The sequence below is a fragment of the Mumia sp. zg.B21 genome (genome assembly GCF_019550855.1).
Classification (GTDB): Bacteria; Actinomycetota; Actinomycetes; order Propionibacteriales; family Nocardioidaceae; genus Mumia.
Genome location: NZ_JAHWCJ010000001.1, coordinates 1679957 through 1706706, shown reverse-complemented (window position 1 = coordinate 1706706; position 26750 = coordinate 1679957). Strand labels below are relative to the sequence as shown.

Sequence of the window (26750 nt, the reverse complement as noted above, 5' to 3'; positions counted from 1 at the left end):
AACAGATAGACCTTCTATGCAATCCCCCGGCTCTGCTGAAGGTGCCGCCGGTCACACCCCCATGACGGTGCTGTGCCACGGCCTGCGAGCAGTGCCGGTCACGTCCTGCATCACGTGCTTGACCTGGGTGTACTCCTCGAACGAGTACGCGCTCATGTCCTTGCCGTAGCCCGACTGCTTGTAGCCGCCGTGCGGCATCTCGGAGACGATGGAGATGTGGTCGTTGATCCAGACGCAGCCGGCCTGGATCTCCGCGGCCGCGCGCTGGGCACGGTAGACGTCACGCGTCCACGCCGACGCCGCCAAGCCGTACGGGGTGTCGTTGGCGAGCCGGACCGCCTCGTCGTCGGACTCGAACGGAAGCGCCACCAGGACCGGCCCGAAGATCTCCTGCTGGACGGCCTCCGCGTCCTGGGGGAGCCCCGTCAGGAGGGTCGGCTCGTAGAAGAAGCCCGCGCGCTCGGGCGAGCTTCCACCGCACACCACCTGGGCGCCGGCGGCCCGGGCGCGGTCGACCATCGCGGCCACCTTGTCGCGGTGCGCCGCCGAGCTGAGCGCCCCGAGGTCGGTCGCGGGGTCGCTGGGGTCTCCGACGACCACCTTGCGCATCAGCTCGGCGACCCCGTCGACGAACGCCTCGAAGAGGCTCGCGTGGACGTACGCCCGGGTGGCCGCCGTGCAGTCCTGCCCGCCGTTGATCAGCGAGCCCGCGACGGCGCCACGGACGGCCGCCTCGAGGTCGGCGTCGTCGAACACGACGAACGGCGCCTTGCCGCCCAGCTCGAGGTGTACGCGCTTCACCGAGGCGGCGGCCGTCGTCGCGATCTGCCGACCGACCGCCGTCGACCCGGTGAAGGACACCATGCGGACGCCCGGGTGGCCGACGACGGCGCTCCCGGTCGTCGGACCGGGGCCGTTGACGACGTTGACGACACCGTCGGGCAGCCCGGCCTCGGTGGCGGCCTGGGCGAGCATCAGGGAGGTGAACGGTGTGATCTCGGCCGGCTTGAGGACCACGGTGTTGCCAGCGGCGATCGCCGGGAGGACCTTCCAGGCCGCCATCTGGAGCGGGTAGTTCCACGGGGCGACCGAGCCGACCACGCCGATCGGCTCACGCCGGATCGAGGAGGTGTGGTCGGCGGAGTAGCGGGCGCTCGCCCTGCCCTCCAGGTTGCGGGCAGCCCCGGCGAAGAAGGCGGTGTTGTCGATCGTGCCCGGGACGTCGAACTCCGTGGACATCCGGATCGACTTGCCCGTCTGCAACGTCTCGGCGGCGGCGAGGTCGTCCGCGATCTGCTCGAGCCGGCGCGCCAGCGCGTGGAGCGCGGTGCTCCGCTCACCAGGGGTGGCGGCGGACCATCCGGGGTACGCGCGGGCCGCTGCGGCCACCGCGTCGTCGACGTCGGAGTCTGTGGCCGAGGCGAACCTGCGTACGACCTCCCCCGTCGCGGGGTTGCTGACCACGACGTCGTCGGCACCGGAGCCGTCGGCGTACCGACCGCCGATGTGCTGTCCGGCGGGGATGCTGGCGGGGTCGAAGGCGCGGGGTGTGGTCATGGCGCGATTCCAGCACGTCGTCCGCGAGCGGACAACAGCCGGTGTGTCACCACAGGGTCGTCTGCGGTGACGTCGTGTCGCCGCTCAGGCGATCGTCTTCGGCAGTGCGATGACGAGGAGGGCGGCGAAGAAGGCGAGCACCAGGCACGCCGCGGTGGTGCCGACGAGCTTGGCGGACGTCGCGCGGTCGACGACGAGCGGCAGCATGCCGAAACCTGCCACCACGGTGAAGACGGCGATCCAGCCCCAGGTCGTCATGTCGTGCTCCTCGCTCCCGTGGCCGCCGGTGCGGCCTGGGTCACCAACCTATCGGTCGAGGCGGCGTCGACCGCGCGCGGTCACCGCGGCTGGTCGTGCACCAGGAGGGCGACCCCCAGGGCGAGCCGGGAGTCGGCGTCGTCGAGGCGGACGCCGAGGATGCGCTCGAGGTGCGCGAGCTTCTTGTAGAGCGCGGGGCGGCTGCGGTGGCTGACGCGCGCCAGTTCGGTCTTGTTGCCGCCCACGGCGAGGTACTGGCGGAGCAGCTGGAGCATCCCGTCCTCGTGCGTCGCCTCGTGGACGAGCAGCCGGTCGAGCTCTGCCTCGGCGAACGCCTGGACCCGCGGGTCGTCCTGCAAGAGGGCCACGAGTCCGTGGAGACGGACGTCGCTGGCCCGGAAGAACGGTCTGCGGCGTGCCGGTGGCAGGGCGTGGGCCACCTCCGCGACGTGCTGGGCGTGCCGCAGCCCAGCGCCGGCGGTGAGCACCGTCTCGGCAGGGACGCCCACGCCGACCGACACGGGATCGAGGTCGGGCTGGCGGACGCGCTGGGCGTGCAGGGTCTCCGCGAGCTGCGCGACAGCGGCGTCGCCGCCCCGCTCGCCGGTCGCGAGCAGCACCGCCACCTCCACAGGCCCGAGCGAGCCGAGGATGAGGGGGAGCCGGGCGTCGCGCCCGGCCTGGGCGACGCGCTCGACGAGGCGCCGTGCGCCGCGGTGGGCCGCCACCGGATCGGTGCTCGTCCCTCCGGCGCGCGGTGCGGCGCGCACGACGAGGGCCACGTACGGCGCCACCGCGGGGAGCCCGAGCGCTCGGGCGCGCGCCTCGGCCTCGGCGACGTCGACCACGCGACCCGCGGCGAGCTCGGTGAGGAATCCACCCTGAGCCTGGTGGGTGATCCCGAACCGGTCGCTCTCCACCATCCGGCCGAGCTCCAGCGCCTGGGCCGCGCGCTCGAGGACCATCGCGAGGCGCTCCTGGTCGGAGGCGGGATTCACGACGACCAGCCGGCCCCAGCGCTGCTGCTGCACGCCGACCGGGGAGGTCATCCAGCCCTCGGGCCCCGTCACGCCGGTGAGGTCGGTGAAGGCGACCAGCCGCGAGCGTCGCTCCCACGCCTGGAGCAGGCCGGCGGCGGGACGCCCCAGCGCCGCGTAGGCCACGACGTGACGAGACAGATCCTCGAGCACGACGGACGAGCCGGCCAGGGCGGCGGTCTCCTCGACGATCACCTGGGCCCCGGCTCCCTCGAGGCTCAGCGAGGTGAAGCGTTCGTGGACCCGCCGCGCGAAGTCGACGTGCTCGTACTGCTCGGCGACGATCGCACGGTGCACCTGCTCGGTGATCTCGACGAAGCGGGTGGGCCTCCGGAGGGCGACCACGGGGAACCGGCGCCGACGGGCGACGGCCAGCGCCGCCGCGGGCACCGCGCTGAAGGACTCGCCGAGCTCGACGAGGAGCCCGGTCGCGCCGGCGTCGACGAGCTCACCGACGTACGCCGCCGCGTCGGCCTCGTCCCCCCGCATCGCCAGGCCGGTGGAGAGGAGCAGCTCGCCGCCGGTGAGCAGCCCGGTGACCTCTCGGACCTCGCTGACGTGGACCCAACGGACCTGCCGGTCGAGCCGGTCGGCGCCCGCCAGCACCTGCGGCTCGGCGACGCGGAGGGCGTCCGAGGCCAAGACGGCGCGGAGCGTCGGGAGCGGCATGGCAGAAGGCTACACTCCGCAATCCTGTATCGAGCACGGGTGACAATCCGTCCATTGTGGGGGGTGGCCCGCCGGGCGCACGCTCGTGCCCATGAGCACTCCCACCGTGATTCCGCACTGGCTCGACGGCGCACCGTTCCTCGGCAGCTCCAGGTCCGGCGCCGCCGCTCGTACCGGCGATGTCACCAACCCCGCGACCGGCGCCGTGACCGGGCAGGTCGTCTTCGCCGACCAGGCCGACGCCGAGCGCGTGATCGGTGCGGCCTCGGCCGCGGCGCGCTCCTGGGCCGACACGTCGGTCACCAGGCGCACGCAGACCGTCTTCGCGTTCCGCGAGATCCTCAACGCCCGCAAGGACGAGCTCGCGGCGATCATCACCGCCGAGCACGGCAAGGTGCTCGACGACGCTCTGGGGGAGGTGACCCGAGGCCTGGAGGTCGTCGAGTTCGCCTGCGGGATCCCGCACCTGCTCAAGGGTGGCTACTCCGAGGGCGTCTCCTCCGGGGTCGACGTGCACTCCAAGCGCCAGCCGCTCGGCGTGGTCGGGATCATCAGCCCGTTCAACTTCCCGGCGATGGTCCCGATGTGGTTCTTCCCGGTCGCGATCGCCGCGGGCAACACGGTGGTCCTCAAGCCGAGCGAGAAGGATCCCTCGGCCGCAATCTGGATCGCCGAGCGGTGGAAGGAGGCCGGGCTGCCCGACGGTGTCTTCAACGTCCTCCAGGGGGACAAGGTCGCCGTCGACGCACTCCTGGACAGCCCCGACGTCAAGGCGATCAGCTTCGTCGGCTCGACGCCCATCGCCCGCTACGTCTACGAGCGGGCGAGCCAGTCGGGCAAGCGGGTGCAGGCGCTGGGTGGTGCCAAGAACCACATGGTCGTGTTGCCCGACGCCGACCTCGACCTGGCCGCGGACCAGGCGGTCAGCGCCGGCTACGGCTCTGCCGGCGAACGCTGCATGGCGATCAGCGTCGTCGTCGCCGTCGGTGGAGTCGGGGACGAGCTCGTCGCCAAGATCGCCGACCGCACGCGCACCCTGCGCACCGGCGACGGGACGAAGGGCGCCGACATGGGGCCGCTCGTCACCCGGGCGCACCGCGACAAGGTCGCGTCGTTCGTCGATGCCGGCGAGGAGGCCGGAGCCAAGCTGGTCGTGGACGGGCGCGAGGTCGCCGCCGACGGTGGAGCGGAGGGCTTCTGGCTCGGCCCCACGTTGTTCGACCAGGTCACGCCCGACATGAGCGTCTACACCGAGGAGATCTTCGGCCCGGTCCTCTCGGTCGTGCGCACCGACACGTACGACGAGGCCGTCGCCCTCGTCAACGCGAACCCGTATGGCAACGGTGTCGCGCTGTTCACCAGCAACGGCGGGGCCGCGCGGAAGTTCGAGTACGAGGTCGAGGTCGGGATGATCGGCATCAACGTCCCGATCCCGGTGCCGATGGCGTACTACTCGTTCGGCGGGTGGAAGAGCTCGCTCTTCGGCGATAGCCACGCGCACGGGACCGAGGGCGTCCACTTCTTCACCCGTGGAAAGGTGGTCACCTCGCGGTGGGGTGATCCCGCCGTGAAGCCCGTCGGCGGCCTCGAGCTCGCCTTCCCGAAGAACAGCTAGAGAGGACGTCATGACGAACCGCACGTACGAGCTCGACCGCGCGCACGTCTTCCACTCGTGGGTCGCGCAGGCCTCCATGAACCCGATGGTGATCGAGAGCGCCGAGGGGAGCTACGTCGTCGACGACCAGGGGCAGCGATACCTCGACTTCTCCTCGCAGCTGGTCTTCACCAACATCGGGCACCAGCACCCGCGCGTGGTCAAGGCCATCCAGGACCAGGCCGCGCGCCTGTGCACGATCGCGCCCCAGCACGCCAACGCCGCCCGCTCGGAGGCCGCGGCCCTCGTCGCCGAGCTCGCGCCCGAGGGGATGGACCGCGTCTTCTTCACCAACGGCGGGGCGGACGCCGTCGAGCACGCCGTGCGCATGGCGCGCCTGCACACCGGACGCCGCAAGGTGCTGAGCCGCTACCGCTCGTACCACGGTGGCACCCAGACCGCGGTCAACCTGACCGGTGACCCGCGGCGCTGGCCCAACGACTACGGGGCGGACGGTGTCGTCCACTTCTTCGGGCCGTTCCTCTATCGCACCGAGTTCCACGCGACGACCGAGGCCGAGGAGTGCGAGCGTGCGCTCACGCACCTCGAGCACACGATCCAGATGGAGGGGCCCGACACGATCGCGGCGATCATCCTCGAGACCATCCCGGGCACCGCGGGCATCATGCCCCCGCCGCCGGGCTACCTCGAGGGGGTGCGGGCGCTGTGCGACCGCTACGGGATCGTCTGGATCGCCGATGAGGTGATGGCCGGGTTCGGCCGGACCGGCACGTGGTTCGCACTCGACCTGTACGACGCGACACCGGACCTCATCACGTTCGCCAAGGGCGTGACGTCGGGATACGTGCCGCTGGGCGGCGTGATCATCTCCGAGCCGATCTACGGGACCTTCGCCGATCGACCCTATCCCGGCGGCCTCACCTACTCGGGCCACCCGCTCGCCTGCGCCGCCGCGGTCGCCACGATCGAGACGATGAAGGACGAGCGCATCGTCGAGAACGCCGCCACGCTGGGGGAGACGGTCTTCGCACCGGGGCTCGCCGAGCTGGCCGAGCGACACCCCTGTGTCGGTGAGGTCCGTGGGGTGGGGGCGTTCTGGGCGCTCGACCTCGTCGCCGACCGGGAGACCCGGGAGCCGCTGGCACCGTACGGGGGGACGAGCCCGGCGATGAACGAGATCGTCGCGGCGTGCAAGAAGCACGGGCTGCTGCCGTTCGTGAACTACCACCGCCTCCACGTCGTGCCCGCCCTCAACATCACCGCCGACGAGGCGCGTGCCGGTCTGGCGGTCCTGGACGAGGCGCTGTCGGTCGGCGATGCCCATGCCGCCCGCTAGATCGTCGCGCGGAGGCGGACGACCCACGGTCTTCGAGCGCCAGGCGCCGCCGGCAGGGCTCGTCGACGAGGCGCTGGACGGCGTGCGCGACGCCTGCTTCTGGCTGGAGGACGTCGGTGACGTGGTCACGTACCCCGTCCTCACCGCGGCGCGCACCGCCGACCTTCTCGTGGTCGGCGGGGGCTACACCGGACTGTGGACGGCGGTGAAGGCGAAGGTTCGCAACCCCGCGGCCCGCGTCGTCCTGCTCGAGGCCCAGACCGTCGGATGGGCGGCCTCCGGCCGCAACGGCGGGTTCTGCGACGCCAGCCTCACCCACGGCGAGGACAATGGACGCGCGCGCTGGCCGGACGAGTACGACACCCTCGAACGGCTCGGGCAGGACAACCTTGAGTCGCTCGCGAAGGCCGTCGATGCGCTGGGGATCGACTGCGAGCTCGAGCGCACGGGCAGCCTCGACGTGGCGGTCGAGCCGTACCAGGTCGAGCAGCTCCTGGAGGGCGGTGGCGACGTGCTCGACGCCGCTGCGGTCCGCGCTGAGGTCGACAGCCCGACCTACCTGGCGGGCGTGTGGCACCGCGACTCGACCGCGATGCTGCACCCGGCCAAGCTGGTGAAGGAGCTGGCCCGGGTCGCGACAGGGCTCGGGGTCGAGATCTTCGAGAACAGCTCGGCAGAGTCGCTCGAGACTTCGGGACGCTCCGGGCCCGTGCTCGTCCGGACCCCGCGCGGATCGGTGCGGGCCGACCGCATCGCCCTGGCGACCAACGTGTTCCCGTCGCTGCTGGCACGCACCCGGCTGCTCACCGTGCCGGTCTACGACTACGCCCTGATGACGGAGCCCCTGTCGCAGGAGCAGCGCGACGCGATCGGCTGGCACAACCGCCAGGGCGTCAGCGACATGGCGAACCAGTTCCACTACTACCGGATCACGCCGGAGGGCCGGATCCTGTTCGGCGGGTACGACGCCGTCTACCACTACGGGCGCGCGGTTCGCTCCGCCTACGAGGACCGTCCGGCGACCTACCGGACGCTGGCCTCGCACTTCCTCACGACGTTCCCGCAGCTCGAGGGGATCCGGTTCACCCACCGGTGGGCCGGTGCGATCGACACGTCGACGCAGTTCTGTGCGTTCCACGGGCTGGCCAAGCAGGGTCGCGTCGCCTACACGGCCGGGTTCACGGGGCTCGGCGTCGCCGCCACGCACTTCGCGGCCGACGTCATGCTCGACCGGCTGTCGGGTGAGCGGACTCCCCGGACCGAGGTGGCAATGGTCCGTAAGAAGCCGCTGCCGTTCCCTCCCGAGCCCGCGGCAGCCGTGGGGATCAACCTCACCCGCTGGTCGCTGGACCGTGCGGACCACCGCGAAGGCCACCGCAACATCTGGCTCCGCGCCCTGGACGCCGCAGGGCTCGGGTTCGACTCCTAGATCGCGGCGGGTTCGACCAGCGGGGGCTGACACGGGAACACGGAAGGGTACGCATGACCACCACCACGGTCTCGCTGAGCGGGATCCGCAAGACGTACGGCACGGTGACCGCCGTCGACGGAGTCGACCTCGACATCGCCGAGGGGGAGTTCCTCTCGCTTCTCGGACCGTCGGGCTGTGGCAAGACGACGCTGCTGCGGGTGATCGGCGGGTTCGAGGAGCCGGACGAGGGTGACGTCCTCCTCTCCGGGACGTCGGTCGTCGGCGTGCCCCCGAACCGGCGCGCGGTCAACACCGTCTTCCAGGCGTACGCACTGTTCCCGCACATGACCGTCGCGGAGAACGTCGCGTACGGCCTGCGCCAGCGGCGGGCGGGCCAGCCGCGCCTCGCCAAGGCCGTGATCGCGGAGCGGGTCCGCGAGGCGCTCGCGCTGGTCCGGATGAGCGACTACGCCGAACGGCGCCCGAAGAAGCTGTCCGGCGGCCAGCAGCAACGTGTCGCGCTCGCCCGCGCGATCGTGAACCGACCCGACGTGCTCCTGCTCGACGAGCCGCTGTCGGCGCTGGACCGCAACCTGCGCGAGCAGATGCAGGTGGAGCTCAAGCTGATCCAGCGCCAGGTCGGCATCACCTTCGTGTTCGTCACCCACGACCAGGCCGAGGCGTTGTCGATGAGCGACCGGATCGTGGTGATGAACGCCGGCCGGATCGAGCAGGTCGGGACGCCGGAGGAGGTGTACGGCGCGCCCGCGACGGCGTTCGTCGCGGGGTTCATCGGCACCCAGAACTTCGCCGACGGCATCGTGAAGGACGGTGCCGTGATCGCCGACGGCGTCACCTTCGTGCCCGAGTCGTCCGCGCTCGACGGCATGGACGACGGCGTCGCGGCACGCGTCGCGGTGCGCGCCGAGGCTGTGACGGTGACGGCCGACGAGCCTGTGGTGGGTGCGCCGAACGTCGTCGCCGGCACGCTCGCCAGCACGTCGTTCCTCGGCGACGTCGTGCAGCACGTCGTGCTCGGCGAGGAAGGCCGGGAGGTGCTGGCGAGGACCCCTGCGTCCACGTCGCCTGCGCTCGCCACCGGGTCGACGGTCTGGGCGACGTGGGAGCCGTCCGCCGTCCACGTGTTCGCGGAAGAGCAGGGATGACCCGCCGACGCCCGCCCGCCACGGTGCGGGTTCTCGCACCGCGCGCCGAGGCGGGGCGGATCAGCAGGCGGGCGCTGCTCGGCGGCTTTGCGGCGATCGGCACCGCGACGCTGCTCGGGTGCAGCGGCAGCCGCACGATGGCGACCACCGCCGTGCCCGACGGAACCCTCGAGGACCGGCTCAACGTCTACTCGTGGGGCGACTACGAGAGCCCGGACAACATCCGCGCGTTCCGCAGCTCGCACGACATCACCGTCCAGGTCGACAGCTTCGCCTCCAACGAGGAGATGATCGCCAAGATCGGCGCGAGCCGGGGGACCAGCGGGTACGACGTCCTCGTCCCGTCGGGCCAGTTCGTCCCGATGATGGTCGCGAACGACCTCCTGTCCCCGCTGGACCACCGTCTGATCCCGAACATCGCGAACCTCGAGACGGCGTTCGTCGACCAACCCTGGGACCCGGGCAACACCCATGCCGTCCCGAAGGCGTGGGGGACGACGGGCTTCGCCTACGACGCGACGAAGGTGGACGGCAACCCGACCTCGTGGCGCGATTTCCTCGATCTCGCCGCGGGGCAGGCGAGCGGCTCCGTGTCGCTGCTCGACGACCCGTGGGAGGTCGCCTCGATCTACTTCGGCTCCGAGGGGATCGACCCGAACACGACCGATCCGAAGGCGCTCGACGCGGCGGAGGCGTACCTGACGAGCCGGCTCGCCCCGCACGTACGGGCCTTCAACTCGGCACCGACGCAGAGCGTCGTCCAGAACGAGCTCGCGCTGTTGCAGATGTACAACGGCGACGCCCGGCTCGCCTTCTCCGAGTCCGACGACCCCGACCGGTGGCGCTTCGTCTACCCGACGCCGACCGCGAATCTGTGGGTCGACACCTGGGCGATCGCGCGGGGCGCGCAGCACGTCGACGCCGCGCACGCGTTCATCAACTTCATGCTCGACCCCGAGACCGCGATCGGCGAGGTCGACTGGAACGGCTACCCGACCGGGATCACCGGCCAACGGGACCTCGCCGAGGAGTGGGAGCTGGAGATGCTCGACCTGATCTTCCCGTCGGACGCGGTGGTCTCGCGACTCACGCCGGCCACGCTGAGCGATGCCCAGGACCGTCTCACCGCGATCCTCGAGCACGTCCAGGCGAAGGCGGGATGAGGACGATGTCGCGACTCCGTCCCCGCGCGACGAGCGCCTGGCTGTCGTTCCCCGTGTGGGCGTGGCTGGCGTTCTTCGTGTTCACCCCGCTGGCGCTGGTCGTCTGGTACTCGTTCGGCGAGAAGCCCGACCTCTTCACCGCCGTCTCCATGGACAACCTGTCGTTCGACCGGTACGCCGAGGTCCTCGACGGCGTCTTCATGTCGACGTTCTGGGCAACGCTGAGGATCGCCGCCACCGGCACGCTGCTGTGCCTCCTGGTCGGCGTCCCGTTCGCGTACTGGATGGCCGTCAAGGTCGACCCGCGCTGGCGCCCGCTCCTGCTCGCCCTCGTGCTCGTGCCGTTCTGGACGAACTTCCTGGTCCGGACGCTCGGTTGGCAGATCATCCTGTCGCCGAACGGCATGGCGTCGGACGCACTCCAGTGGCTGGGCATCCTGAGCGGCCCGCTCGACGTCCTCTACACGCGTGGGGCCGTCCAGCTCGGCGTCGTCTACAACTACCTGCCGCTGATGATCCTGCCGCTGTACGTCGTGTTCGAGCGGCTCGACCCGAGCCAGCGGGAGGCGAGCCGCGACCTCGGCGCCGGACGGTGGAGGACCTTCTTCTCCGTCACCGTCCCCGACACGCTGCCGGGGATCGCCTCGGGTTGCCTCCTGGTGTTCATCCCGCTGATGGGCGACTTCCTCACCGCGTCGGTGCTCGGCGGCGCTCGCGGCACGATGATCGGCCAGGTCGTGGCACGCCAGTTCACGTCGGCCCAGAACTGGGCGCTCGGGGCGGCGATGGCCGTCACGCTGATGGTGTTCGTGCTGCTGACGGTGGTGCTTGCCGCCGCGGCCTTCCTGCTCGTACGGGCGGTCATACGACGAGCCCGCCACCTGAACCTGGAGGTGACGCCGTGAGCGCCACTCGTCGCCGTACGGATCCGGTGAACCTCGCGCTCGCGGTGCTCGGCGTGCTGGTCTTCGTGTTCCTCTTCCTGCCGATCCTCGTGATCGTCGTCTACTCGTTCAACACCGGCCGACTCCTCGGCGCCTGGGACAGCTTCGGGTTCGACGCGTACACGCGGGCCTGGGAGAACCCGGTCATCGGCAACGCCGTCCGTACGTCGCTGGTCTCCGGGGTGCTCGCGTCGCTCGTGGCCACCGTGCTCGGGACGGTGGGCGGTGTCGCGCTCGCCCGCGCCCGGTCCGGCGCCCGGTGGGCGGGGCTGCTGACCGCGCTGCTCGCGGTCACGCTGATCACGCCGGAGGTCATCGACGGCATCGCGATCCTGCCGTGGCTCGTGACGCTCGGGACCGACGGCGGGCTCTCGGTCGTCAACAACGGGATGGTGCGGCTCGTCATCGTGCACACCTCGCTCGCGCTCGCCGTGGTCACGTTCATCGTCCGGGCGCGCATGCGGGGGATGGACGAGCAGATCGAGGAGGCGGCGGCCGACCTGTACGCGAACCCGTGGAACAGGTTCCGTCAGGTCACGATGCCGCTGGCCTGGCCCGGCATCTTCGCCGGCGCCCTGATGGCGTTCACGCTGAGCCTCGACAACACGATCGTCGCCTCGTTCATCCAGGTCCCCGGCTACACGCCGTGGCCGGTCTATGTGTTCGGGTCGCTCAAGGTCGGGCTGCGGCCGGAGATCGCCGCGGTGTCGACCGTGATGCTGCTCCTCACACTCGCTGCGCTCGCGGTGGTGTGGGCGGTGCTGCGCCGCTCGGGCGACGACAACGCCGCCGTCGCCTCGACGTTCACGGGCGGGTGAGAGACATGGATCCCGTCGACGACCGCGTCGTCTCCGTCGACGTGCGGACGCACGCGCTCACCGGTGACGCGCTCGACCCGAGCGACGTCGTCGCAGGGGTGCCACAGACGGCCTCGGCCGTACTCGCTGCGCTCGGGGACACCGAGGTCGGGATCTGGGAGATGACTGCCGGCACCGTCCGTGACACCGAGGTCGACGAGGTGTTCGTGGTGCTGTCCGGGGACGCGACCGTACGGTTCGAGGACCGTAGCGCCCTCGAGCTGCGACCCGGAGTCGCCGTACGCCTGCACGCCGGCGATCGCACGGTGTGGGAGGTGCGCGAGCGGCTGCGGAAGGTCTACGTGGCCTGATCTGTTCCGCAGGTTCTCACCGTTCGGCGCCGCGGGGAGTGATCATGGGGTGGTGAGAGCACGTCGCGTCGCCCGACCACGTCTGCTGGACGTCTCCTGGCGGGCGCGTCTGGCCGTGGTTCTGCTCCTCCTGACGATCAGCGCGGCGTTCCTCACCGACCTCGGGCAGAGCCGGGCCGACGCCGTGCGGTGCGAGCGGTTCACGTCGCAGTCCGAGGCACGCCGGGTCGTCGGCGCCCCCGCCGGGAAGCGGGTCGTCGTGATCGGCGACTCCTGGTCCGCCGGGCTCGGTCTGGACGATGCCGGCGACGCCTGGACATCCCGGTTGTCGGGGCAGGTCCACGTCGACGCGTTCTCCGGTTCGGGCTTCAGCCGGTCCGCGAGCCCGTGCGACGGCTCGTGGTTCGCCGCCCGTGCTGCCCGTGCCGTGGCCGGCGGAGCGGATCTGGTGGTGATCGCAGGAGGGCTCAACGACGTCGACCAGACGCCGGAGGCGGTCCGGGCCGGCTTCGAGCGCGTGATGAGGTCCGTGCAGGGTCCGCCCGTGGTCGTGGTCGGGCCCGCCGCCGCGCCGGCCCGCGAACGGGGGGCGCGGCGGGTGGACGCCCAGCTCGCGCTGCTCGCGGGCCGGGCCGGGGCGGCGTACGTCTCGACGGTCGGGCTCGACCTGCCCTACCTCGACGACGGGCTCCACCTGACACCTGCGGGTCATCGAGAGCTCGGCGACTTCGTGGCCGAGAGTCTCGTGGACCTCGGCGTCGACTGACGCCTCCGCTCAGTCGACCGGCTCGAGGCTCTCGACGAGTCGTCGGACCCGGGCACGGATCTCGTCCCGGATCGGGCGGACCTCCTCGAGGGTGCGTCCCGCGGGGTCGTCGAGCACCCAGTCCTCGTACCGGGTGCCGGGATAGACGGGGCACGTGTCGCCGCACCCCATGGTGACGACGACGTCGGCGCGCCGGACGTCGGTCGTCTCGAGGAGCCGCGGCTGGTTCTGGGCGATGTCGATGCCGAGCTCGGCCATGGCTGCCACGGCGACAGGGTTGAGCCGGTCAGCAGGCTCGGAGCCGGCAGACAGCACGGTGACGGACTCGCCGGCGAGGTGCCGGACGAAGCCGGCTGCCATCTGAGAACGGCCTGCGTTGTGGACACAGACGAAAAGCACGGCGCGAACGCTCATCGGGGGATCTCCTGAGGTGGGGGTGGCCGGAGGGCGCGGGCGGCGTAGACGAGCGCCAGGAGCGCGGGCACCTCGATGAGAGGGCCGACGACGCCGGCGAGGGCTTCACCCGAGGTGGCGCCGAAGGTGCTGATCGCCACGGCGATCGCGAGCTCGAAGTTGTTGCCGGCAGCCGTGAACGCGACCGTCGTCGTCCGTGCGTCGTCGAGCCCGGCGGCGCGCGAGCCGATCCAGGCGAGGGCGAACATCGCGACGAAGTAGAGGAGCAGCGGCACGGCGATGCGTCCGACGTCCAGAGGTCGGCGGGTGATGGCGTCGCCCTGGAGTGCGAACAGCACCACGATCGTGAACAGCAGCCCCCACAGCGCGAGCGGGCTCACCGTGGGGAGGAAGCGGGTCTCGTACCAGGTGCGGCCCTTGAGGCGCTCGCCCAGGAGCCGGCTGGCGGCGCCGGCGGCGAGCGGGATCCCGAGGAACACCAGCACGCTGATCGCGATCGCTCCCACGCTCAGCTCGGCGCTGGTCGTCGGCAGGCCGAGCCACGCGGGGAGGATCTGGAGGTAGAACCAGCCGAGCGCGGCGAACGCGACGAGCTGGAACACGCTGTTGATCGCCACCAGGACGACGGCGGCCTCCCGGTCGCCGCAGGCGAGGTCGTTCCAGATGAGGACCATCGCGATGCACCGGGCCAAGCCGACGATGATCAACCCGGTGCGGTACTCGGGGAGGTCGGGAAGCAGCAGCCAGGCGAGCGCGAACATGAGCGCCGGACCCACGATCCAGTTCAGCGTCAGCGACACCGCGATCAGACGGCGGTCGCCGAGGATCGCGCGTGTCCGGTCGTAGCGGACCTTCGCCAGGACGGGGTACATCATCACGAGCAGGCCCAGCGCGATCGGCGCGGAGACCTCCCCGATCTCCCAGCCGCCCAGCGCGTCGTCGAGTCCGGGGACCAGGCGCCCGACCAGCAGCCCGACCGCCATCGCGGCGACGATCCACACCGGCAGCAGCCGGTCGGTCGCCGACAGCCGCCCGGCGAGAGCGGGGCGGGTGCCGGCGTCGGAGACCGTCATGCAGTCGGCTTGGTGGCACGGATGATCGCACCGTGCATGCCCGGGGCCGCCTCATGGGTCAGCTCGACCGTCGCGTCGGCGAAGCCCGCCGCGGCGAGCCCGTCGAGGTACTCGCTGCGCGACAGCGCGCCGGCGATGCAGGCGACGTACGACCCGCGCTCGGCACGGTCGGCCGGCGTGAGGTGGTCCTCGGCGACGACGTCGGAGATGCCGATGCGCCCGCCCGGAACCAGCACGCGGAACATCTCGGCGAGGACCTGGGGCTTGTCGACCGACAGGTTGATCACGCAGTTGGAGATGACCACGTCGACGGCCGCGTCGGGCAGCGGCACGTCCTCGATCGACCCCTTGAGGAACTCCACGTTCGTGGCCTCGGCCTTCGTGGCGTTGGCCCGGGCCAGGTCGAGCATCTCGTCGGTCATGTCCACGCCGTACGCGAAGCCGTCGGGACCGACGCGCCGGGCGGACAGCAGGACGTCGATCCCACCGCCGGAGCCCAGGTCGAGCACCTTCTCGCCGGGGCTCAAGGCAGCGACGGCGAGCGGGTTGCCGCAGCCGAGCGACGCGGCGAGCGCCTCGGCCGGGAGCTCGGCCGCCTCGGCGCTCGAGTACAGGCCGGCACCGAACGAGGGATCGACCTCCGCGGTGGAGCCGCCGCAGCACGAGTCCGCGGCGTCGGCGGCCGGCGCGCAGCACGACTCGGTCGTCGCGAGAACCAGGTCGTTCGTGGTGCCGGAGCGGGCCTGGACGGCGGCGGCGGCGTAGCGCTCGCGGACCTGCTCGACGAGCTCGTCGTTCGTGAGGGTCATGATGTCTCCTGAGATCGAGGAAGTTCGATGCATCGAACACTACCGATTGATCGACGGATGTCAATACGTGTGGCACGATGGGGTGATGGACATGACGCTTCCCGTCCTCGAGACCTCCGCCGGAGCATGCTGCTCGCCGCTGACCGGGGGCGTCCTCGACGACGACCAGGCCGCGGTGCTCGCCCGGATGTTCAAAGCCTTGGGTGATCCGACCAGGGTGCGGTTGATGTCGCTGATCGCCGCGTCCGAAGGAGGCGAGGCCTGCATCTGCGACCTCACCGAGCCGGTCGGGCTGAGTCAGCCGACCGTCTCGCACCACATGAAACAGCTCGTCTCCGCCGGCCTCGTCACCCGCGAGCAGCGAGGCCGATGGGCCTACTACCGCGTCGTCGACTCCGCACTGACCGATCTGGCGTCCTCGCTGCGGACCGCGCCCTAGCGGGCGCTCGTCACGATGCCGCGGGTGCGGCTAGAGTCGACCTCACGACAGGGGAGCGCAGGTGCCCGACGGCACGGTGCGCTGAGAGTGCGGAAAGCCCGCAGACCCTCCGAACCTGCACCGGTTAGCACCGGCGAAGGGAGTCACCGTGGCTGATGCCATTCGTCCTCGCACGTCCTCGACCCGCTACCGCACGATCGACCTCGTCACGGTGGCGATGCTCGGCGTGGCGATCGGCGTGGTGTTCTGGGGATGGAACCAGTTGTTCGCCGTCGTCAGCGGCACGGCGCTGTTCGCCTACCCCCCGAGCTCCGGCCTGATCTCCGGCGTCTGGCTGATCGGCGGTGTCATCGGCGGGCTCGTCGTCCGCAGACCCGGCGCCGCGGTCGGCACCGAGGTGGTCGCAGCCGTCGTCTCCGGCCTGCTGGGCAACCAGTGGGGCATGTCCGTCCTCGTCTCGGGCCTGATCCAGGGCCTGGGGGTCGAGCTGGTGTTCGCCCTCTTCCTGTACCGCCGGTGGGGTGTCGTCGTCGCCGCCGCAGCAGGCGCGCTCGCCGGGGCGTTCGAGGCGGTGTACGAGTGGTACGCGTACTACGCCGACTGGGCCTTCGGCTACCAGCTCGTCTATCTCGTGTTCTTCGCGGTGTCGGGGGCGCTCGTCGCGGGCGTCGGAGGGTGGCTGCTCGTCCGGGCCCTGGCGAAGACGGGTGCTCTCGACGCCTTCGGGGCCGGTCGCGAGCACCACGACCGAGCCGCGGCGTCGTCCACGAGCCCTTCCCCGCGAGCGTGACCGGATCGGTCGCGTTCCGCGGCTTCGGCTGGCGTCCGCTGGGCCGGCGTACGCCGGTCGTCGCCGGCCTCGACCTGCGCGTCGACCCGGGTGAGCGGGTGCTGCTGGCGGGGCCGTCGGGCGCCGGGAAGTCGACGGTGCTCCGGGCGGCCGCAGGGGTGCTCGAGACCACCGGCGACGGCGACGCCCTCGGCGAGGTCACCACCATCGGCCGCGTCGGAATGCTGCTGCAGAACCCCGGCGACGCGGTGGTCGCCGAGCGGCTCGGCCGCGACGTGGCCTTCGGGCTCGAGAACGCCCGCGTCGCCCCGGCTGCGATCTGGCCGCGGGTGCGCGACGCGCTGCGAGCCGTACGCCTGCCGTACGGCATGCAGCACCCGACGTCCGCGCTGTCCGGAGGAGAGCTTCAGCGCTCCGCGCTGGCCGGGGTGCTGGCGTCGCAGGCGGACCTCCTGCTCCTCGACGAGCCGACGTCGATGCTCGACGACGTCAACGCCGACGCCGTACGCCGCTGCGTCGCGGAGGTCGTCGCCGAGACAGGGGCGACCCTCGTCGTGGTCGAGCACCGCATCGCCCCGTGGCTCCCTCACGTCGACCGTGTGGTCGTCCTGGGCCACGACGGATCCGTGGTCGCCGACACCGACCCGGTGAGCTTCGTCGCCACACTGCGCGACGACCTCGCCGGCGTCGGGGTGTGGATGCCGGGGGTCGCCGCGCCGGAGCCGGTCGAGCCGCCGGTCGTGCTGGTCGAGACCGACCGCGCGGTGCCGCGCCTCGATGCGCTCGCGCTGGGCGTCGACCTGCGCCGCACCGACATTCGGGGCGCCACTGTCACCGCGGCGCTGCGCGACGTCGACGCCGCCCTGGAGTCGCGGGCCGTCACCGTCCTCAGCGGGCCGAGCGGGGCGGGCAAGTCCACGTTGCTCGAGGTCGTCGGGGGTCTGCGACGTCCGGGTGCCGGCGAGGTGCGAGGGCTGGGTCGACCGCCGCACCGGATCGGGTCGCGCGACCTCGCCGCGCTGATCGGGTGGGTCCCGCAGAACCCGGAGCACGGCTTTCTCACGACCCGCGTCCGCGACGAGATCGCGGCGACCTCCCGGCGGATCGGCGTCCCGGTCGACGTCGACGCCGTTCTCGTCCATCTCCGGCTGGACCACCTCGCCGACGCGAACCCGTACCGGCTCTCCGGCGGGGAGCAGCGACGGCTGGCCCTCGGTGCTGCCCTGGCTCACCGTCCGCCCGTCCTCCTGCTGGACGAGCCCACCGTCGGTCAGGACCGGGGTACGTGGGCTGCCGTCACGGGGTGGATGCGTGCCGCTGCGGGTGCCGACGCGGTGATCGGCGCGGCCAGCCACGACGCCGATCTCGCAGCGCGGGCCGACCGTGTCGTGCCGCTCGAGGGCGGTCGTAACGTCGCGCCCGGGCCTGTGCCCACGCCCGCACCGGGGGACGACGCTCGATGAGACGCTTCGTCCGAGGGGCCACCCCGCTGGTGCTGCTCGCGATCGGCACGCTGGCGATCGTCGCCTCGCTGGCGGTGCGCGACCTGCAGACCGCGTGCCTCGCTCTCGGCGCGTACGCGGTCGCCGGTGCCGTCCTGCTCCCGTCGCCGAGGTTCGCGCTCGCCCGCTTCGGGGCGATCGCCGTCGCCTCGGTGTCGCTCGTGTGGTCGACGTGGTGGCTTGGTGGGCGTGATCTCGAGGTCGCACTGACCGCGGGTCTGCGCATCGTCGTGCTCGCGCTGCCCGGGGCGGTGCTCGCGGCGTACGTCGACCCGTCGAAGCTGGCCGACCAGCTCGGCCAGCGGTTGCGGCTGCCGGCGCGGCCGGTGGTGGCGTTCGCCGCGGCGATGCAACGCTTCGGTGCGCTGCGCGAGACGTGGGGCCAGCTCGACCGGACGCGACGAGCGCGCGGGTTCGGGCCGACGCACAACCCGGTCTCACGGGTGAGTCACGCGGTCTCGCTCGCGTTCGCGCTCCTCGTGTCCGCGCTGCGCGACGCGTCCCGGATGTCGGTGGCGATGGACGCACGCGGCTTCGCCTCGGCGCAGCGGCGCACGTGGGCGGAGCCGGCGCCGTGGTCCCGCACCGACAGCGCGCTGCTGGCTCTCGGCGTCGCGCTCGCCGCCGTACCCTGGCTCGTCCGCTGAGCCCCTCCCCTCTAGGATCGGGGCAGTAAGCGAGCGCTTAGTGCGGAGGAATCGGATGCGCGTCTTCAAGAACCTGGCCGAGCTCACCTCGTGTGTGGGGGAGGAGCTCGGCGTCAGCGAGTGGCACGAGATCACCCAGGAGCAGGTCGACCTGTTCGCGGAGGCGACCGGTGACCACCAGTGGATCCACGTCGACCCCGAGAAGGCAGCCGCGGGGCCCTTCGGTCGTACGATCGCGCACGGCTACCTCACGGTCTCGCTGATCCCGATGCTGGCCGCGGAGACCTACAAGGTCGAGAGCGTGAAGATGGGCGTCAACTACGGGTCGGACAAGGTCCGCTTCCCCGCGCCGCTGCCCGTCGGGTCCAAGGTGCGCGGTCGCGCGAGGCTCGTCGAGGTCGTGCCGGTCGCCCTGGGTCAGCGCGTGAGCGTCGAGTTCACGATCGAGGCCGAGGGCATCGACAAGCCCGTGTGCGTCGCGCGCACGTTGGCGATCTTCGCGGAGTAGCCGCCTCACGCCACAGGACCGTGTCCGGCGACCGCCGTAGGAGTCAGAGGCTTCTGCTCCATGCGCACCCGAGCAGCGCGAGCGCAACCGCCGCGACGAGCACGCCCAGCCCGTACGTGGCGGCGAGGACGTAACGCTTCTCCCGGACCAGCGTGACGGTCTCGAGGCTGGCCGCGCTGAATGTCGTGTAGCCGCCGAGGAAGCCTGCCCCGACCGTCACCGCGATGTCGGACGGGGCCCGGTCGCCGGACGCCAGGCCGAGGAGGCAGCCCAGCACGAGAGACCCGGTCAGGTTGACGATCATGGTTGCCCAGGGGAAGCCCGAGCGCGACGTCCTGGCTGCGACCGTCCACGTGACCACGTAGCGCACGCCGGCCCCTGCGCCGCCGGCCACGACGAGCATCAGGAACTGGAGGAACGTCACGAATCCGCCCCTCCAGCCTCGTGCCTGTCCGCAGCCCTCCGGTCATGGAGCCCGGACGCGAGCACGATGCCCAGCAGCGTCGCGCCGGCGCCGACCACGACGGTGCCTAACGCGTACGCGATGCCGACGCCGATCCTCGAGTCGTCGAACAGCGCCGCGGTGCCTGTCGCGAGCGCGCTGTAGGTCGTGAGGCCACCGCAGAATCCCGCACCGACGAGAAGCATCAAGCGCCTCGTCCGCTCCGGCGCAGGAGCGGTGCGGGTCAGGGCTTCGAACAGGTAGCCGAGGATGAACGCGCCGATCACGTTCGCCAGCGGCACCACGAACAGCCCCCCGTCCGTGTGCCGACCGGCGAGCACGAGTCCCTCGCGCGCTGCCGCGCCGAGGGTTCCTCCGCAGACGACGAGCCCGATCGATGCTGCGCGAAGGGGCGCGCGTCCCCCTCTCGTCGTGCTCACCGTGATGGGTTCCGATCTCGTCCGGGGTGGCCGGTGCGGCGGCTGTCCCTCCGATTGTCCGTCACACGCGCACCCTCGAGATCTTCGCGGAGCTGGCCGCGGCTACAGGGTCTTGCCCCAGACGAATCCGAGGAGCGAGAGCGCGACGCCTCCCCCGAGGATGCCGAAGGCGTAGGCGGCAGCCGCACCATAGCGCATCTCACGGATCAGCTGAACGGTCTCGAAGCTTGCCATGCTGAACGTCGTGTAGCCGCCGACGAACCCCGACCCGACCACGGCGCGTACGTCTTCCGAGGCGAGCCTGCTGACGACGAGGCCGGTGACAAATCCAAGCACGAAGCAGCCGCTCAGGTTGATGAGCGCGGTAGAGATCGGGAAGGGTGGCTCCGGGTTCCTCGACCTGATCGTCTCGTCGAGGACGAAGCGCACGCACGCGCCGACGCCGCCGGCCACGATCATCAGGAGGAAGAGCGGAAAGGTCATGTCTCCACCCCGGTGTCGCCGGTGCTCCGCGCGCGCAGCCGCGACGCGAGCATGAACCCCGCGAAGGTCGCGACGGCACCGAGGATGATCGTCCCGATGGCGTACACCACGCCGATGCCGACCCGTGAGTCGTACAGGAGCACGGCCGTCTCAGTAGCGAGGTAGCTGTACGTCGACAGCCCGCCACAGAACCCGACCCCGATGAGCTGCATCCACGGCGAGGTGTTTTCGGTGCCAGGCGCCTTGCGGGCGAGCGCCTCGAACAGGTAGCCGAACACGAACGCGCTGAGGACGTTCACGACGGGGACGACGATCGGGATCCCGTCTCTGTTCGGGATGGCGAGCTTGAGGCCCTCGCGAGCCGCGACCCCGACCATCGCACCCACGAAGACGAGCGCGACCGAGCGACCGCGGATCTTCGTCGGTCGGGAGTTCGACGCCATGACAGAAGCCCCCGTCGCATAGTGAGAGTCGCCTCCTGCCGACCGTAGGCCGGACGGTCGATACCCGCGCGCCGGACGTGTCCTGGCAGCTCTGTTCGGCTTGCGGCGGTTCTGACCGCGGCGAACCATCGAGAAACGACGACACCCAGGTTGGTTGTCTGTCCGGTGTCCAGCCGTGAGCGCTGACGAGGGGTAGGTGCGGACGTGCGTGTCGTACTCGACGACGTCAAGGTGCACGGGCGGCGTGGCCTGCTGCTCGACATCGACCACTTCTCGGTGGACACCGGTGAGTGCGTCCTGATGGCAGGCGAGCCGGGCCAGGGGAACACGGCGATGGCTCTGGTCGCCGCGGGGCGGCTGGCACCGTTCGAGGGCAAGGCGACGCTCGTCCGCGACGACGGGACGACGACCAACGACAAGGCGGAGCTGCGGAAGCACGCGGCCGTCGTGGACCTGCCTGCTGTCTCCGAGCCCGACGACGCGGTGCCCGTCGGGACCGTCGCCGCCGAAGGCCTTGCCCTCGCCTGTCGTGGCTCGATGCCCGGCGAACCCACGAAGTGGCTCCGTGCTCACGGCTGGGAGCAGCTCCGGTCGGTCCGGATGGACGCGATCTTAGGAGCCGTGCGTACGGCCCTTCTCAGCGCGCTGGCGGCCGAGCGCGAGGATGTCCGGTTCCTCGTGCTCTCGCTCCCGGACCGTCACGGCGGTGAGCCGGTGGACTGGTGGGAGATCGCGCAGTCCTACGCATCCTCCGGGTACGGGGTCCTCGTTCAGTGCGGACGGTCGTCAGCGCGGGACCTCGGCGCCAATCTCCCTGCCGCCCGCGGCGACAGCGCACGTCTGGCGACACCGGTCGAGGCCCTGCGCACCCGCCCGGAACCGGTCGACCCGGAGCGCTCGCCGTCCGACGAGACCGACGATTCCGACTGGCTGTTCGGCGAGAGAGAGAAGGATCAATGATCGCGATCCGGCTGGCCGTCTCGGAGATCCGGCGCATCAGCGCCGGCACGCTGCCCAAGCTGGCGATCCTCGCCATGGTGGTGATCCCTTCGTTGTACGCAGGGCTCTACCTGTTCGCCAACGAGGACCCGTACGGCGAGCTCCACCGCGTACCGGCGGCCCTCGTGGTGCAGGACCGTGGGGCGACGATGACCGACGCGATCAACGGGACGACCGAGAAGGTCGACTACGGGGACCAGGTCGCCGACCGCCTCCTGAGCGGCGACGGTGGATTCGGCTGGGTCGAGACGTCGGAGGGAGAGGCGGAGTCCGGTGTGCGGAACGGACGCTACGACGCCGCGCTCATCATCGGTCCACAGTTCTCCGAGGAGCTGACGTCGTCCGCCCGGTTCGAGCCGGAGCGAGCAGGGCTCACCCTCATCACCAACGACGCCAACAACTACCTCGTCACCCGGGTCGCCGAGACGATCGTGGGAGACGTGCGGGACACGATCGCGACACAGGTGGGCACCTTCGCCGCGGGCACCTTCCTCGACGGGCTCTCCGTGGTGCACACCGATCTGACGAAGGGGGTGGACGGTGCGCAGGAGCTCGTCGCCGGCTCCAGCCGGCTCACCAACGGGACCGTCGAGCTCGTCGACGGGACGGCGACGCTCGCGCGTGGTGCGCAGGAGGCTGCGAACGGGTCCGCCCGGCTCGAGTCGGGTGCCGACGAGCTGGCGAGCGGGACGCGTCGCATCGCCAACGGCGCGAGCACGCTCTCGAACGGGCTCGACGAGCTGAAGCGTCGCACCGGGAGCCTGCCGGCGGACACGCGCAAGCTCGCGCACGGCGCGCAGGAGGTCGCCGACGGGAACGCGAAGGTCGCCGCCGTCGGTGACGACGCGGCCGAGGTGGCGGGAACGGTCGTCGACCAGTTCCGCGCCTCGCGCGCCTCGCTCGACGAAGGCCTCGATGCGCTCGTCGAGCAGGGGAGGATGACCGACGCCGAGAGAGACGCCCTGATGGCGTTGTTCGCCGACGCCGAGGTCCCCGTCGACGCGGTGGCAGCGCAGATCGAGAGCGCCGCAGACCGGCTCGACGCGCTCAGCAGAGGGTCCTCCGAGGTCGCCGCCGGCACCGAGAAGCTCGCGGCCGCTGCCCCGGTCCTCACGCAGGGCGTCAGGAGGGCCGCGTCGGGAGGAGCGGAGCTCGCCTCGGGATCGGCACGCGTCGACCGCGGCGCCCAGACGCTGGCGCGTGGTGCCGGCACCCTGGCGGACGGGACGGAGAAGGTGGCGAACGGTGCTGAGCGGCTCGCCACCTCGAGCACCGCGCTGCGCAAGGGCAGCGCGAGGCTCGAGACCGGGACCGGCGAGCTCCGGAACGGGCTGCAGGACGGGCTGCGCAAGGTCCCCGACCTGGACAAGACGACCGCGCGCGATACCGCAGAGACGATCGGTGACCCCGTGGCGGTCAAGGAGGACACCCTCGCGCGTGCCGGGTCGTACGGGGCCGGCCTCGCCCCCTTCTTCCTGCCGCTCGCAGCATGGATCGGGGCGTACGTGCTCTTCCTGCTCGTCCGGCCGTTGTCGTCGCGTGCCCTCGCGGCGAACGGTCCGGCGACCCGGACGGCGCTCGGCGGATGGGCCCCGCCGGCGGTCGTCGGGCTGGTCCAGGTCGCGGTCATGTTCACGATCGTCCGGTTCGCGCTCGACATCGCTCCGGTCTACGAGGTCGCGACGGCCGCTGTGCTCGTGATCGCATCGATGTCCTTCGTCGCGATCCTGCAGGCGCTCAACGCCTGGCTCGGCGAGGTCGGCGAGTTCCTGGGGCTCGTCCTCATGCTCGTCCAGCTCGTCACGGCGGGCGGCACGTTCCCGTGGGAGACGATCCCCGAGCCGCTGCGGTCGCTGCACTGGCTCCTGCCGATGTCCTACGCGGTCAACGGGCTTCGGCAGACCCTCTACGGGGGCGAGGCGTGGATCGTCGTCCGGGACCTCTCGGTGCTGGTCGGCGTGTTCGTCGTGGCGATCATCCTGACCGCGCTGGCCGCGCGACGGCAGAAGGTCTGGACACCGAAGCAGCTGCAGCCCGAGCTCGTCATCTGAGCGCCCACCGCAGGGTCGGTGCCATCTCACCCGTCCGCGCGGTCCGGGATCGGGGCCGCTACGGTGGAATGAAGTCGCGCTCATATAAGTTGATACGATCAGACTCAACTCATTGAACGCAGGCAGTCGGCGGGTCACAAGCCCGCCCCGCGAACCCTCAGGAGGAACACATGGCCCGTGCGGTCGGAATCGATCTCGGCACGACCAACTCTGTCGTCGCCGTGCTGGAAGGTGGAGAACCCACCGTCATCGCGAACGCCGAGGGTGCACGCACGACCCCGTCCGTGGTCGCCTTCGCCAAGAACGGCGAGGTGCTGACCGGTGAGGTCGCCAAGCGCCAGGGCGTCACCAACGTCGACCGGACGATCCGGTCCGTCAAGCGCCACATGGGCACCGACTGGTCGGTCAAGATCGACGACAAGTCCTTCACGCCCCAGCAGATCTCCGCGTTCGTGCTGCAGAAGCTCAAGCGCGATGCCGAGGCCTACCTGGGCGAGCCGGTCACCGACGCGGTGATCACCGTCCCGGCGTACTTCAACGACGCCCAGCGTCAGGCCACCAAGGAGGCGGGCGAGATCGCCGGCCTCACGGTGAGCCGGATCATCAACGAGCCGACTGCCGCCGCGCTGGCGTACGGGCTCGACAAGGGTGACGACCAGACCATCCTCGTCTTCGACCTCGGTGGCGGCACGTTCGACGTGTCCCTGCTCGAGATCGGTGACGGCGTCATCGAGGTCAAGGCGACCAGCGGTGACAACCACCTCGGCGGCGACGACTGGGACCAGAAGATCGTCGACTGGATCGTCGACCGGTTCAAGTCCAGCACCGGCCTCGACCTCACCAAGGACAAGATGGCGATGCCGCGTGTCCGTGAGGCCGCCGAGCGCGCCAAGATCGAGCTCTCGAGCTCGCAGTCGACGTCGATCAACCTGCCGTACATCACCGTCGACGCCGAGAAGAACCCCGTGTTCCTCGACGAGACGCTGACCCGTGCGGAGTTCCAGAAGATCACCGCCGACCTGCTCCAGCGCACCCGTGCGCCCTTCGAGCACGTCATCAAGGACGCGAGCATCAAGGTCGCTGACATCGACCACGTCGTCCTCGTCGGCGGCTCCACCCGCATGCCGGCCGTCTCCGACCTGGTGCGCGAGCTGCTCGGCGGCAAGGAGCCCAACAAGGGCGTCAACCCTGACGAGGTCGTCGCTGTGGGCGCGAGCCTGCAGGCCGGTGTCCTCAAGGGCGAGGTCAAGGACGTGCTGCTCCTGGACGTCACTCCGCTCAGCCTCGGCATCGAGACCAAGGGCGGCGTGATGACCAAGCTCATCGAGCGCAACACCACGATCCCGACCCGGCGCTCGGAGGTCTTCACGACAGCCGACGACAACCAGCCGTCGGTCGCGATCCAGGTCTACCAGGGCGAGCGCGAGATCGCGGCGCACAACCAGATGCTCGGCACGTTCGAGCTGACGGGCATCGCGCCGGCTCCGCGTGGCGTGCCGCAGATCGAGGTCACCTTCGACATCGATGCCAACGGCATCGTCAACGTCTCCGCCAAGGACCGTGGCACCGGCAAGGAGCAGTCGATGACCATCACCGGCGGGTCCGCCCTCTCCAAGGAGGACATCGACCGGATGGTGCGCGACGCCGAGAAGTACGCCGAGGAGGACCGCAAGGCCCGCGAGGCCGTCGAGGTCCGCAACCAGGGCGAGACCCTCGTGCACTCGACCACGACGTTCCTCTCCGAGAACGGCGACAAGGTCTCCGACGACGTGAAGTCCGAGGTCCAGGCCGACGTCGACGCGCTCAAGGAGTCGCTCAACGGCGACGACATCGACGCCATCAAGGCCGCCATCGCCAAGCTGGGCGAGTCGAGCCAGAAGATGGGCACGGCGATGTACGAGGCCGCGGCCGCCCAGACCAACGCGGCCGGCTCGGGCGAGGGTCAGGCCCAGGCCCAGGCCCAGGCCGAGGACGACGACGTCGTCGAGGCCGAGATCGTCGACGACGAGGGTGAGAACAAGTGACGAACGAGTTCGAGGAGACCGTGGAGCCGGAGCAGGAGACCCCTGCTCCGGCCCCCGGGCCCGCGGACGCGCAGCCGGAGGTGGCCGGCGCAAGCCGGGAGGGTGGCGAGGACGACCTCGCCCGTCAGCTCGCCGAGCGCACGGCCGATCTCCAGCGTCTGCAGGCCGAGTACGTCAACTACAAGCGGCGAGTCGACCGTGACCGTGAGGCGCAGAGACTGAACGCCACCGCGGCGGTCCTCGTCTCGTTCCTCCCGGTCCTCGACGACATCGGGCGTGCCCGTGACCACGGCGAGCTCGAGGGCGGCTTCAAGGCCGTCGCCGACTCGTTGGTCCAGGCCACCAGCGCTCATGGGCTGGAGCCGTTCGGAGCGCCCGGAGACGTGTTCGACCCGATGCTCCACGAGGCGCTCATGCACCGTCTCGACGCCGACGCTCCCGAGGGGGAGCCGACCGTCGACGCGATCATGCAGGTGGGCTACCGGATCGGTGACAAGGTCCTCCGGCCGGCGCGGGTCTCCGTGGTCGAGCACGACGACACCCCGGTGGCCGAGGCCGACGAGGACGCGTCGCAGCCGGCGACCGAGTGATCCGTA

Annotated in this window: 28 protein-coding genes and 1 riboswitch; of the genes, 18 read left to right on the top strand and 10 right to left on the bottom strand. The window is 71.0% G+C overall.

The window, feature by feature from the left end; genetic code table 11:
• Positions 1 to 51: 51 nt before the first annotated feature.
• From KV100_RS08225 to KV100_RS08215, 3 genes are all read right to left on the bottom strand, one after another.
• On the bottom strand, positions 52 to 1557 hold the full coding sequence (locus KV100_RS08225) for a gamma-aminobutyraldehyde dehydrogenase (protein WP_220342346.1): 1506 nt from the start codon (positions 1555 to 1557) through the stop codon (positions 52 to 54).
• An 84-nt stretch (positions 1558 to 1641) separates the two neighbouring features.
• On the bottom strand, positions 1642 to 1815 hold the full coding sequence (locus KV100_RS08220; RefSeq protein WP_220342345.1) for a hypothetical protein: 174 nt from the start codon (positions 1813 to 1815) through the stop codon (positions 1642 to 1644).
• A gap of 80 nt (positions 1816 to 1895) precedes the next feature.
• Positions 1896 to 3521 carry a PucR family transcriptional regulator gene (locus KV100_RS08215; RefSeq protein ID WP_220342344.1) on the bottom strand — a complete coding sequence of 542 codons (1626 nt, stop codon included), beginning with the start codon at positions 3519 to 3521 and terminating at the stop codon, positions 1896 to 1898.
• Between the two features lie 91 nt (positions 3522 to 3612).
• Here KV100_RS08215 and KV100_RS08210 point away from each other — a divergent pair, with 91 nt between their 5' ends.
• The 9 genes from KV100_RS08210 to KV100_RS08170 are packed head-to-tail and all read left to right on the top strand — an operon-like array spanning position 3613 to position 13090.
• The gene (locus KV100_RS08210; protein WP_220342343.1) at positions 3613 to 5136 is read left to right on the top strand and encodes a CoA-acylating methylmalonate-semialdehyde dehydrogenase; all 1524 of its coding nucleotides are present in this window, start codon (positions 3613 to 3615) and stop codon (positions 5134 to 5136) included.
• Between the two features lie 10 nt (positions 5137 to 5146).
• Complete coding sequence (locus KV100_RS08205; protein ID WP_220342342.1) at positions 5147 to 6472, top strand: aspartate aminotransferase family protein; 1326 nt, start codon at positions 5147 to 5149, stop codon at positions 6470 to 6472.
• Positions 6459 to 7901, top strand: a complete 1443-nt coding sequence (locus KV100_RS08200; RefSeq protein ID WP_220342341.1) for an FAD-binding oxidoreductase — start codon at positions 6459 to 6461, stop codon at positions 7899 to 7901. The genes KV100_RS08205 and KV100_RS08200 overlap by 14 nt, the downstream gene beginning before the upstream one ends.
• A 53-nt stretch (positions 7902 to 7954) precedes the next feature.
• A complete protein-coding gene (locus KV100_RS08195; RefSeq protein WP_220342340.1) occupies positions 7955 to 9049 on the top strand; it encodes an ABC transporter ATP-binding protein in 1095 nt (364 codons plus the stop codon).
• Positions 9046 to 10212, top strand: coding sequence for a spermidine/putrescine ABC transporter substrate-binding protein (locus KV100_RS08190; protein ID WP_220342339.1), 1167 nt, complete (start codon positions 9046 to 9048; stop codon positions 10210 to 10212). The genes KV100_RS08195 and KV100_RS08190 overlap by 4 nt, the downstream gene beginning before the upstream one ends.
• Positions 10213 to 10217: 5 nt before the next feature.
• Positions 10218 to 11117 carry an ABC transporter permease gene (locus tag KV100_RS08185; RefSeq protein ID WP_220342338.1) on the top strand — a complete coding sequence of 300 codons (900 nt, stop codon included), beginning with the start codon at positions 10218 to 10220 and terminating at the stop codon, positions 11115 to 11117.
• A complete protein-coding gene (locus KV100_RS08180) occupies positions 11114 to 11974 on the top strand; it encodes an ABC transporter permease (protein WP_301022787.1) in 861 nt (286 codons plus the stop codon). The genes KV100_RS08185 and KV100_RS08180 overlap by 4 nt, the downstream gene beginning before the upstream one ends.
• Before the next feature lie 5 nt (positions 11975 to 11979).
• Entirely contained in the window at positions 11980 to 12324 is a 345-nt protein-coding gene (locus tag KV100_RS08175) for a cupin domain-containing protein (protein WP_220342337.1), read from the top strand.
• 52 nt (positions 12325 to 12376) lie between these two features.
• Positions 12377 to 13090: an SGNH/GDSL hydrolase family protein gene (locus KV100_RS08170; RefSeq protein ID WP_220342336.1), complete on the top strand. Its 714-nt coding sequence runs from the start codon at positions 12377 to 12379 to the stop codon at positions 13088 to 13090.
• Positions 13091 to 13099: 9 nt separating this feature from the next.
• Here KV100_RS08170 and KV100_RS08165 read toward each other — a convergent pair whose 3' ends face one another.
• Genes KV100_RS08165 through arsM form a run of 3 tightly spaced genes read right to left on the bottom strand, consistent with a single transcriptional unit; the run spans position 13100 to position 15386 of the window.
• Complete coding sequence (locus KV100_RS08165) at positions 13100 to 13504, bottom strand: arsenate reductase ArsC (protein WP_220342335.1); 405 nt, start codon at positions 13502 to 13504, stop codon at positions 13100 to 13102.
• Positions 13501 to 14577 (bottom strand): ACR3 family arsenite efflux transporter, encoded by a 1077-nt coding sequence (gene arsB, locus KV100_RS08160; protein ID WP_220342334.1) that lies wholly within the window; start codon positions 14575 to 14577, stop codon positions 13501 to 13503. Before arsB ends, KV100_RS08165 begins: the two co-directional genes overlap by 4 nt.
• Positions 14574 to 15386 (bottom strand): arsenite methyltransferase, encoded by an 813-nt coding sequence (gene arsM / locus KV100_RS08155; RefSeq protein WP_220342333.1) that lies wholly within the window; start codon positions 15384 to 15386, stop codon positions 14574 to 14576. Before arsM ends, arsB begins: the two co-directional genes overlap by 4 nt.
• 85 nt (positions 15387 to 15471) lie before the next feature.
• On the opposite strand from arsM, the gene KV100_RS08150 reads away from it, so the two are divergent.
• The 5 genes from KV100_RS08150 to KV100_RS08130 all read left to right on the top strand — a co-directional run bounded on the left by KV100_RS08150 (position 15472) and on the right by KV100_RS08130 (position 19272).
• Positions 15472 to 15825, top strand: coding sequence for a metalloregulator ArsR/SmtB family transcription factor (locus tag KV100_RS08150; RefSeq protein ID WP_220342332.1), 354 nt, complete (start codon positions 15472 to 15474; stop codon positions 15823 to 15825).
• Positions 15826 to 15864: 39 nt separating this feature from the next.
• Positions 15865 to 15984: riboswitch (TPP riboswitch) on the top strand.
• Positions 15974 to 16615 carry an ECF transporter S component gene (locus tag KV100_RS08145; protein WP_308291387.1) on the top strand — a complete coding sequence of 214 codons (642 nt, stop codon included), beginning with the start codon at positions 15974 to 15976 and terminating at the stop codon, positions 16613 to 16615. It overlaps the preceding riboswitch by 11 nt.
• A complete protein-coding gene (locus KV100_RS19915; RefSeq protein ID WP_220342331.1) occupies positions 16612 to 18078 on the top strand; it encodes an ABC transporter ATP-binding protein in 1467 nt (488 codons plus the stop codon). The genes KV100_RS08145 and KV100_RS19915 overlap by 4 nt, the downstream gene beginning before the upstream one ends.
• Positions 18075 to 18764 (top strand): energy-coupling factor transporter transmembrane protein EcfT, encoded by a 690-nt coding sequence (locus KV100_RS08135; RefSeq protein WP_220342330.1) that lies wholly within the window; start codon positions 18075 to 18077, stop codon positions 18762 to 18764. The genes KV100_RS19915 and KV100_RS08135 overlap by 4 nt, the downstream gene beginning before the upstream one ends.
• A 55-nt stretch (positions 18765 to 18819) precedes the next feature.
• On the top strand, positions 18820 to 19272 hold the full coding sequence (locus KV100_RS08130; RefSeq protein WP_220342329.1) for a MaoC family dehydratase: 453 nt from the start codon (positions 18820 to 18822) through the stop codon (positions 19270 to 19272).
• 43 nt (positions 19273 to 19315) lie between these two features.
• Here the strand turns inward: KV100_RS08130 and KV100_RS08125 are convergent, their stop codons facing one another.
• The 4 genes from KV100_RS08125 to KV100_RS08110 all read right to left on the bottom strand — a co-directional run bounded on the left by KV100_RS08125 (position 19316) and on the right by KV100_RS08110 (position 21080).
• Positions 19316 to 19696 carry a CrcB family protein gene (locus tag KV100_RS08125; protein ID WP_220342328.1) on the bottom strand — a complete coding sequence of 127 codons (381 nt, stop codon included), beginning with the start codon at positions 19694 to 19696 and terminating at the stop codon, positions 19316 to 19318.
• On the bottom strand, positions 19693 to 20154 hold the full coding sequence (locus KV100_RS08120) for a CrcB family protein (RefSeq protein ID WP_220342327.1): 462 nt from the start codon (positions 20152 to 20154) through the stop codon (positions 19693 to 19695). The genes KV100_RS08125 and KV100_RS08120 overlap by 4 nt, the downstream gene beginning before the upstream one ends.
• Before the next feature lie 102 nt (positions 20155 to 20256).
• Entirely contained in the window at positions 20257 to 20637 is a 381-nt protein-coding gene (gene crcB, locus KV100_RS08115; protein ID WP_220342326.1) for a fluoride efflux transporter CrcB, read from the bottom strand.
• Positions 20634 to 21080: a CrcB family protein gene (locus KV100_RS08110; protein WP_220342325.1), complete on the bottom strand. Its 447-nt coding sequence runs from the start codon at positions 21078 to 21080 to the stop codon at positions 20634 to 20636. Before KV100_RS08110 ends, crcB begins: the two co-directional genes overlap by 4 nt.
• A gap of 204 nt (positions 21081 to 21284) precedes the next feature.
• Between KV100_RS08110 and KV100_RS08105 the strand changes: the two genes are divergently transcribed.
• From KV100_RS08105 to grpE, 4 genes are all read left to right on the top strand, one after another.
• The gene (locus KV100_RS08105; protein WP_220342324.1) at positions 21285 to 22040 is read left to right on the top strand and encodes a hypothetical protein; all 756 of its coding nucleotides are present in this window, start codon (positions 21285 to 21287) and stop codon (positions 22038 to 22040) included.
• Complete coding sequence (locus KV100_RS08100) at positions 22037 to 24130, top strand: YhgE/Pip domain-containing protein (RefSeq protein WP_220342323.1); 2094 nt, start codon at positions 22037 to 22039, stop codon at positions 24128 to 24130. Before KV100_RS08105 ends, KV100_RS08100 begins: the two co-directional genes overlap by 4 nt.
• Positions 24131 to 24300: 170 nt before the next feature.
• On the top strand, positions 24301 to 26154 hold the full coding sequence (gene dnaK / locus KV100_RS08095; RefSeq protein ID WP_220342322.1) for a molecular chaperone DnaK: 1854 nt from the start codon (positions 24301 to 24303) through the stop codon (positions 26152 to 26154).
• Positions 26151 to 26744, top strand: a complete 594-nt coding sequence (gene grpE, locus KV100_RS08090; RefSeq protein WP_220342321.1) for a nucleotide exchange factor GrpE — start codon at positions 26151 to 26153, stop codon at positions 26742 to 26744. Before dnaK ends, grpE begins: the two co-directional genes overlap by 4 nt.
• Positions 26745 to 26750 lie beyond the last annotated feature (6 nt).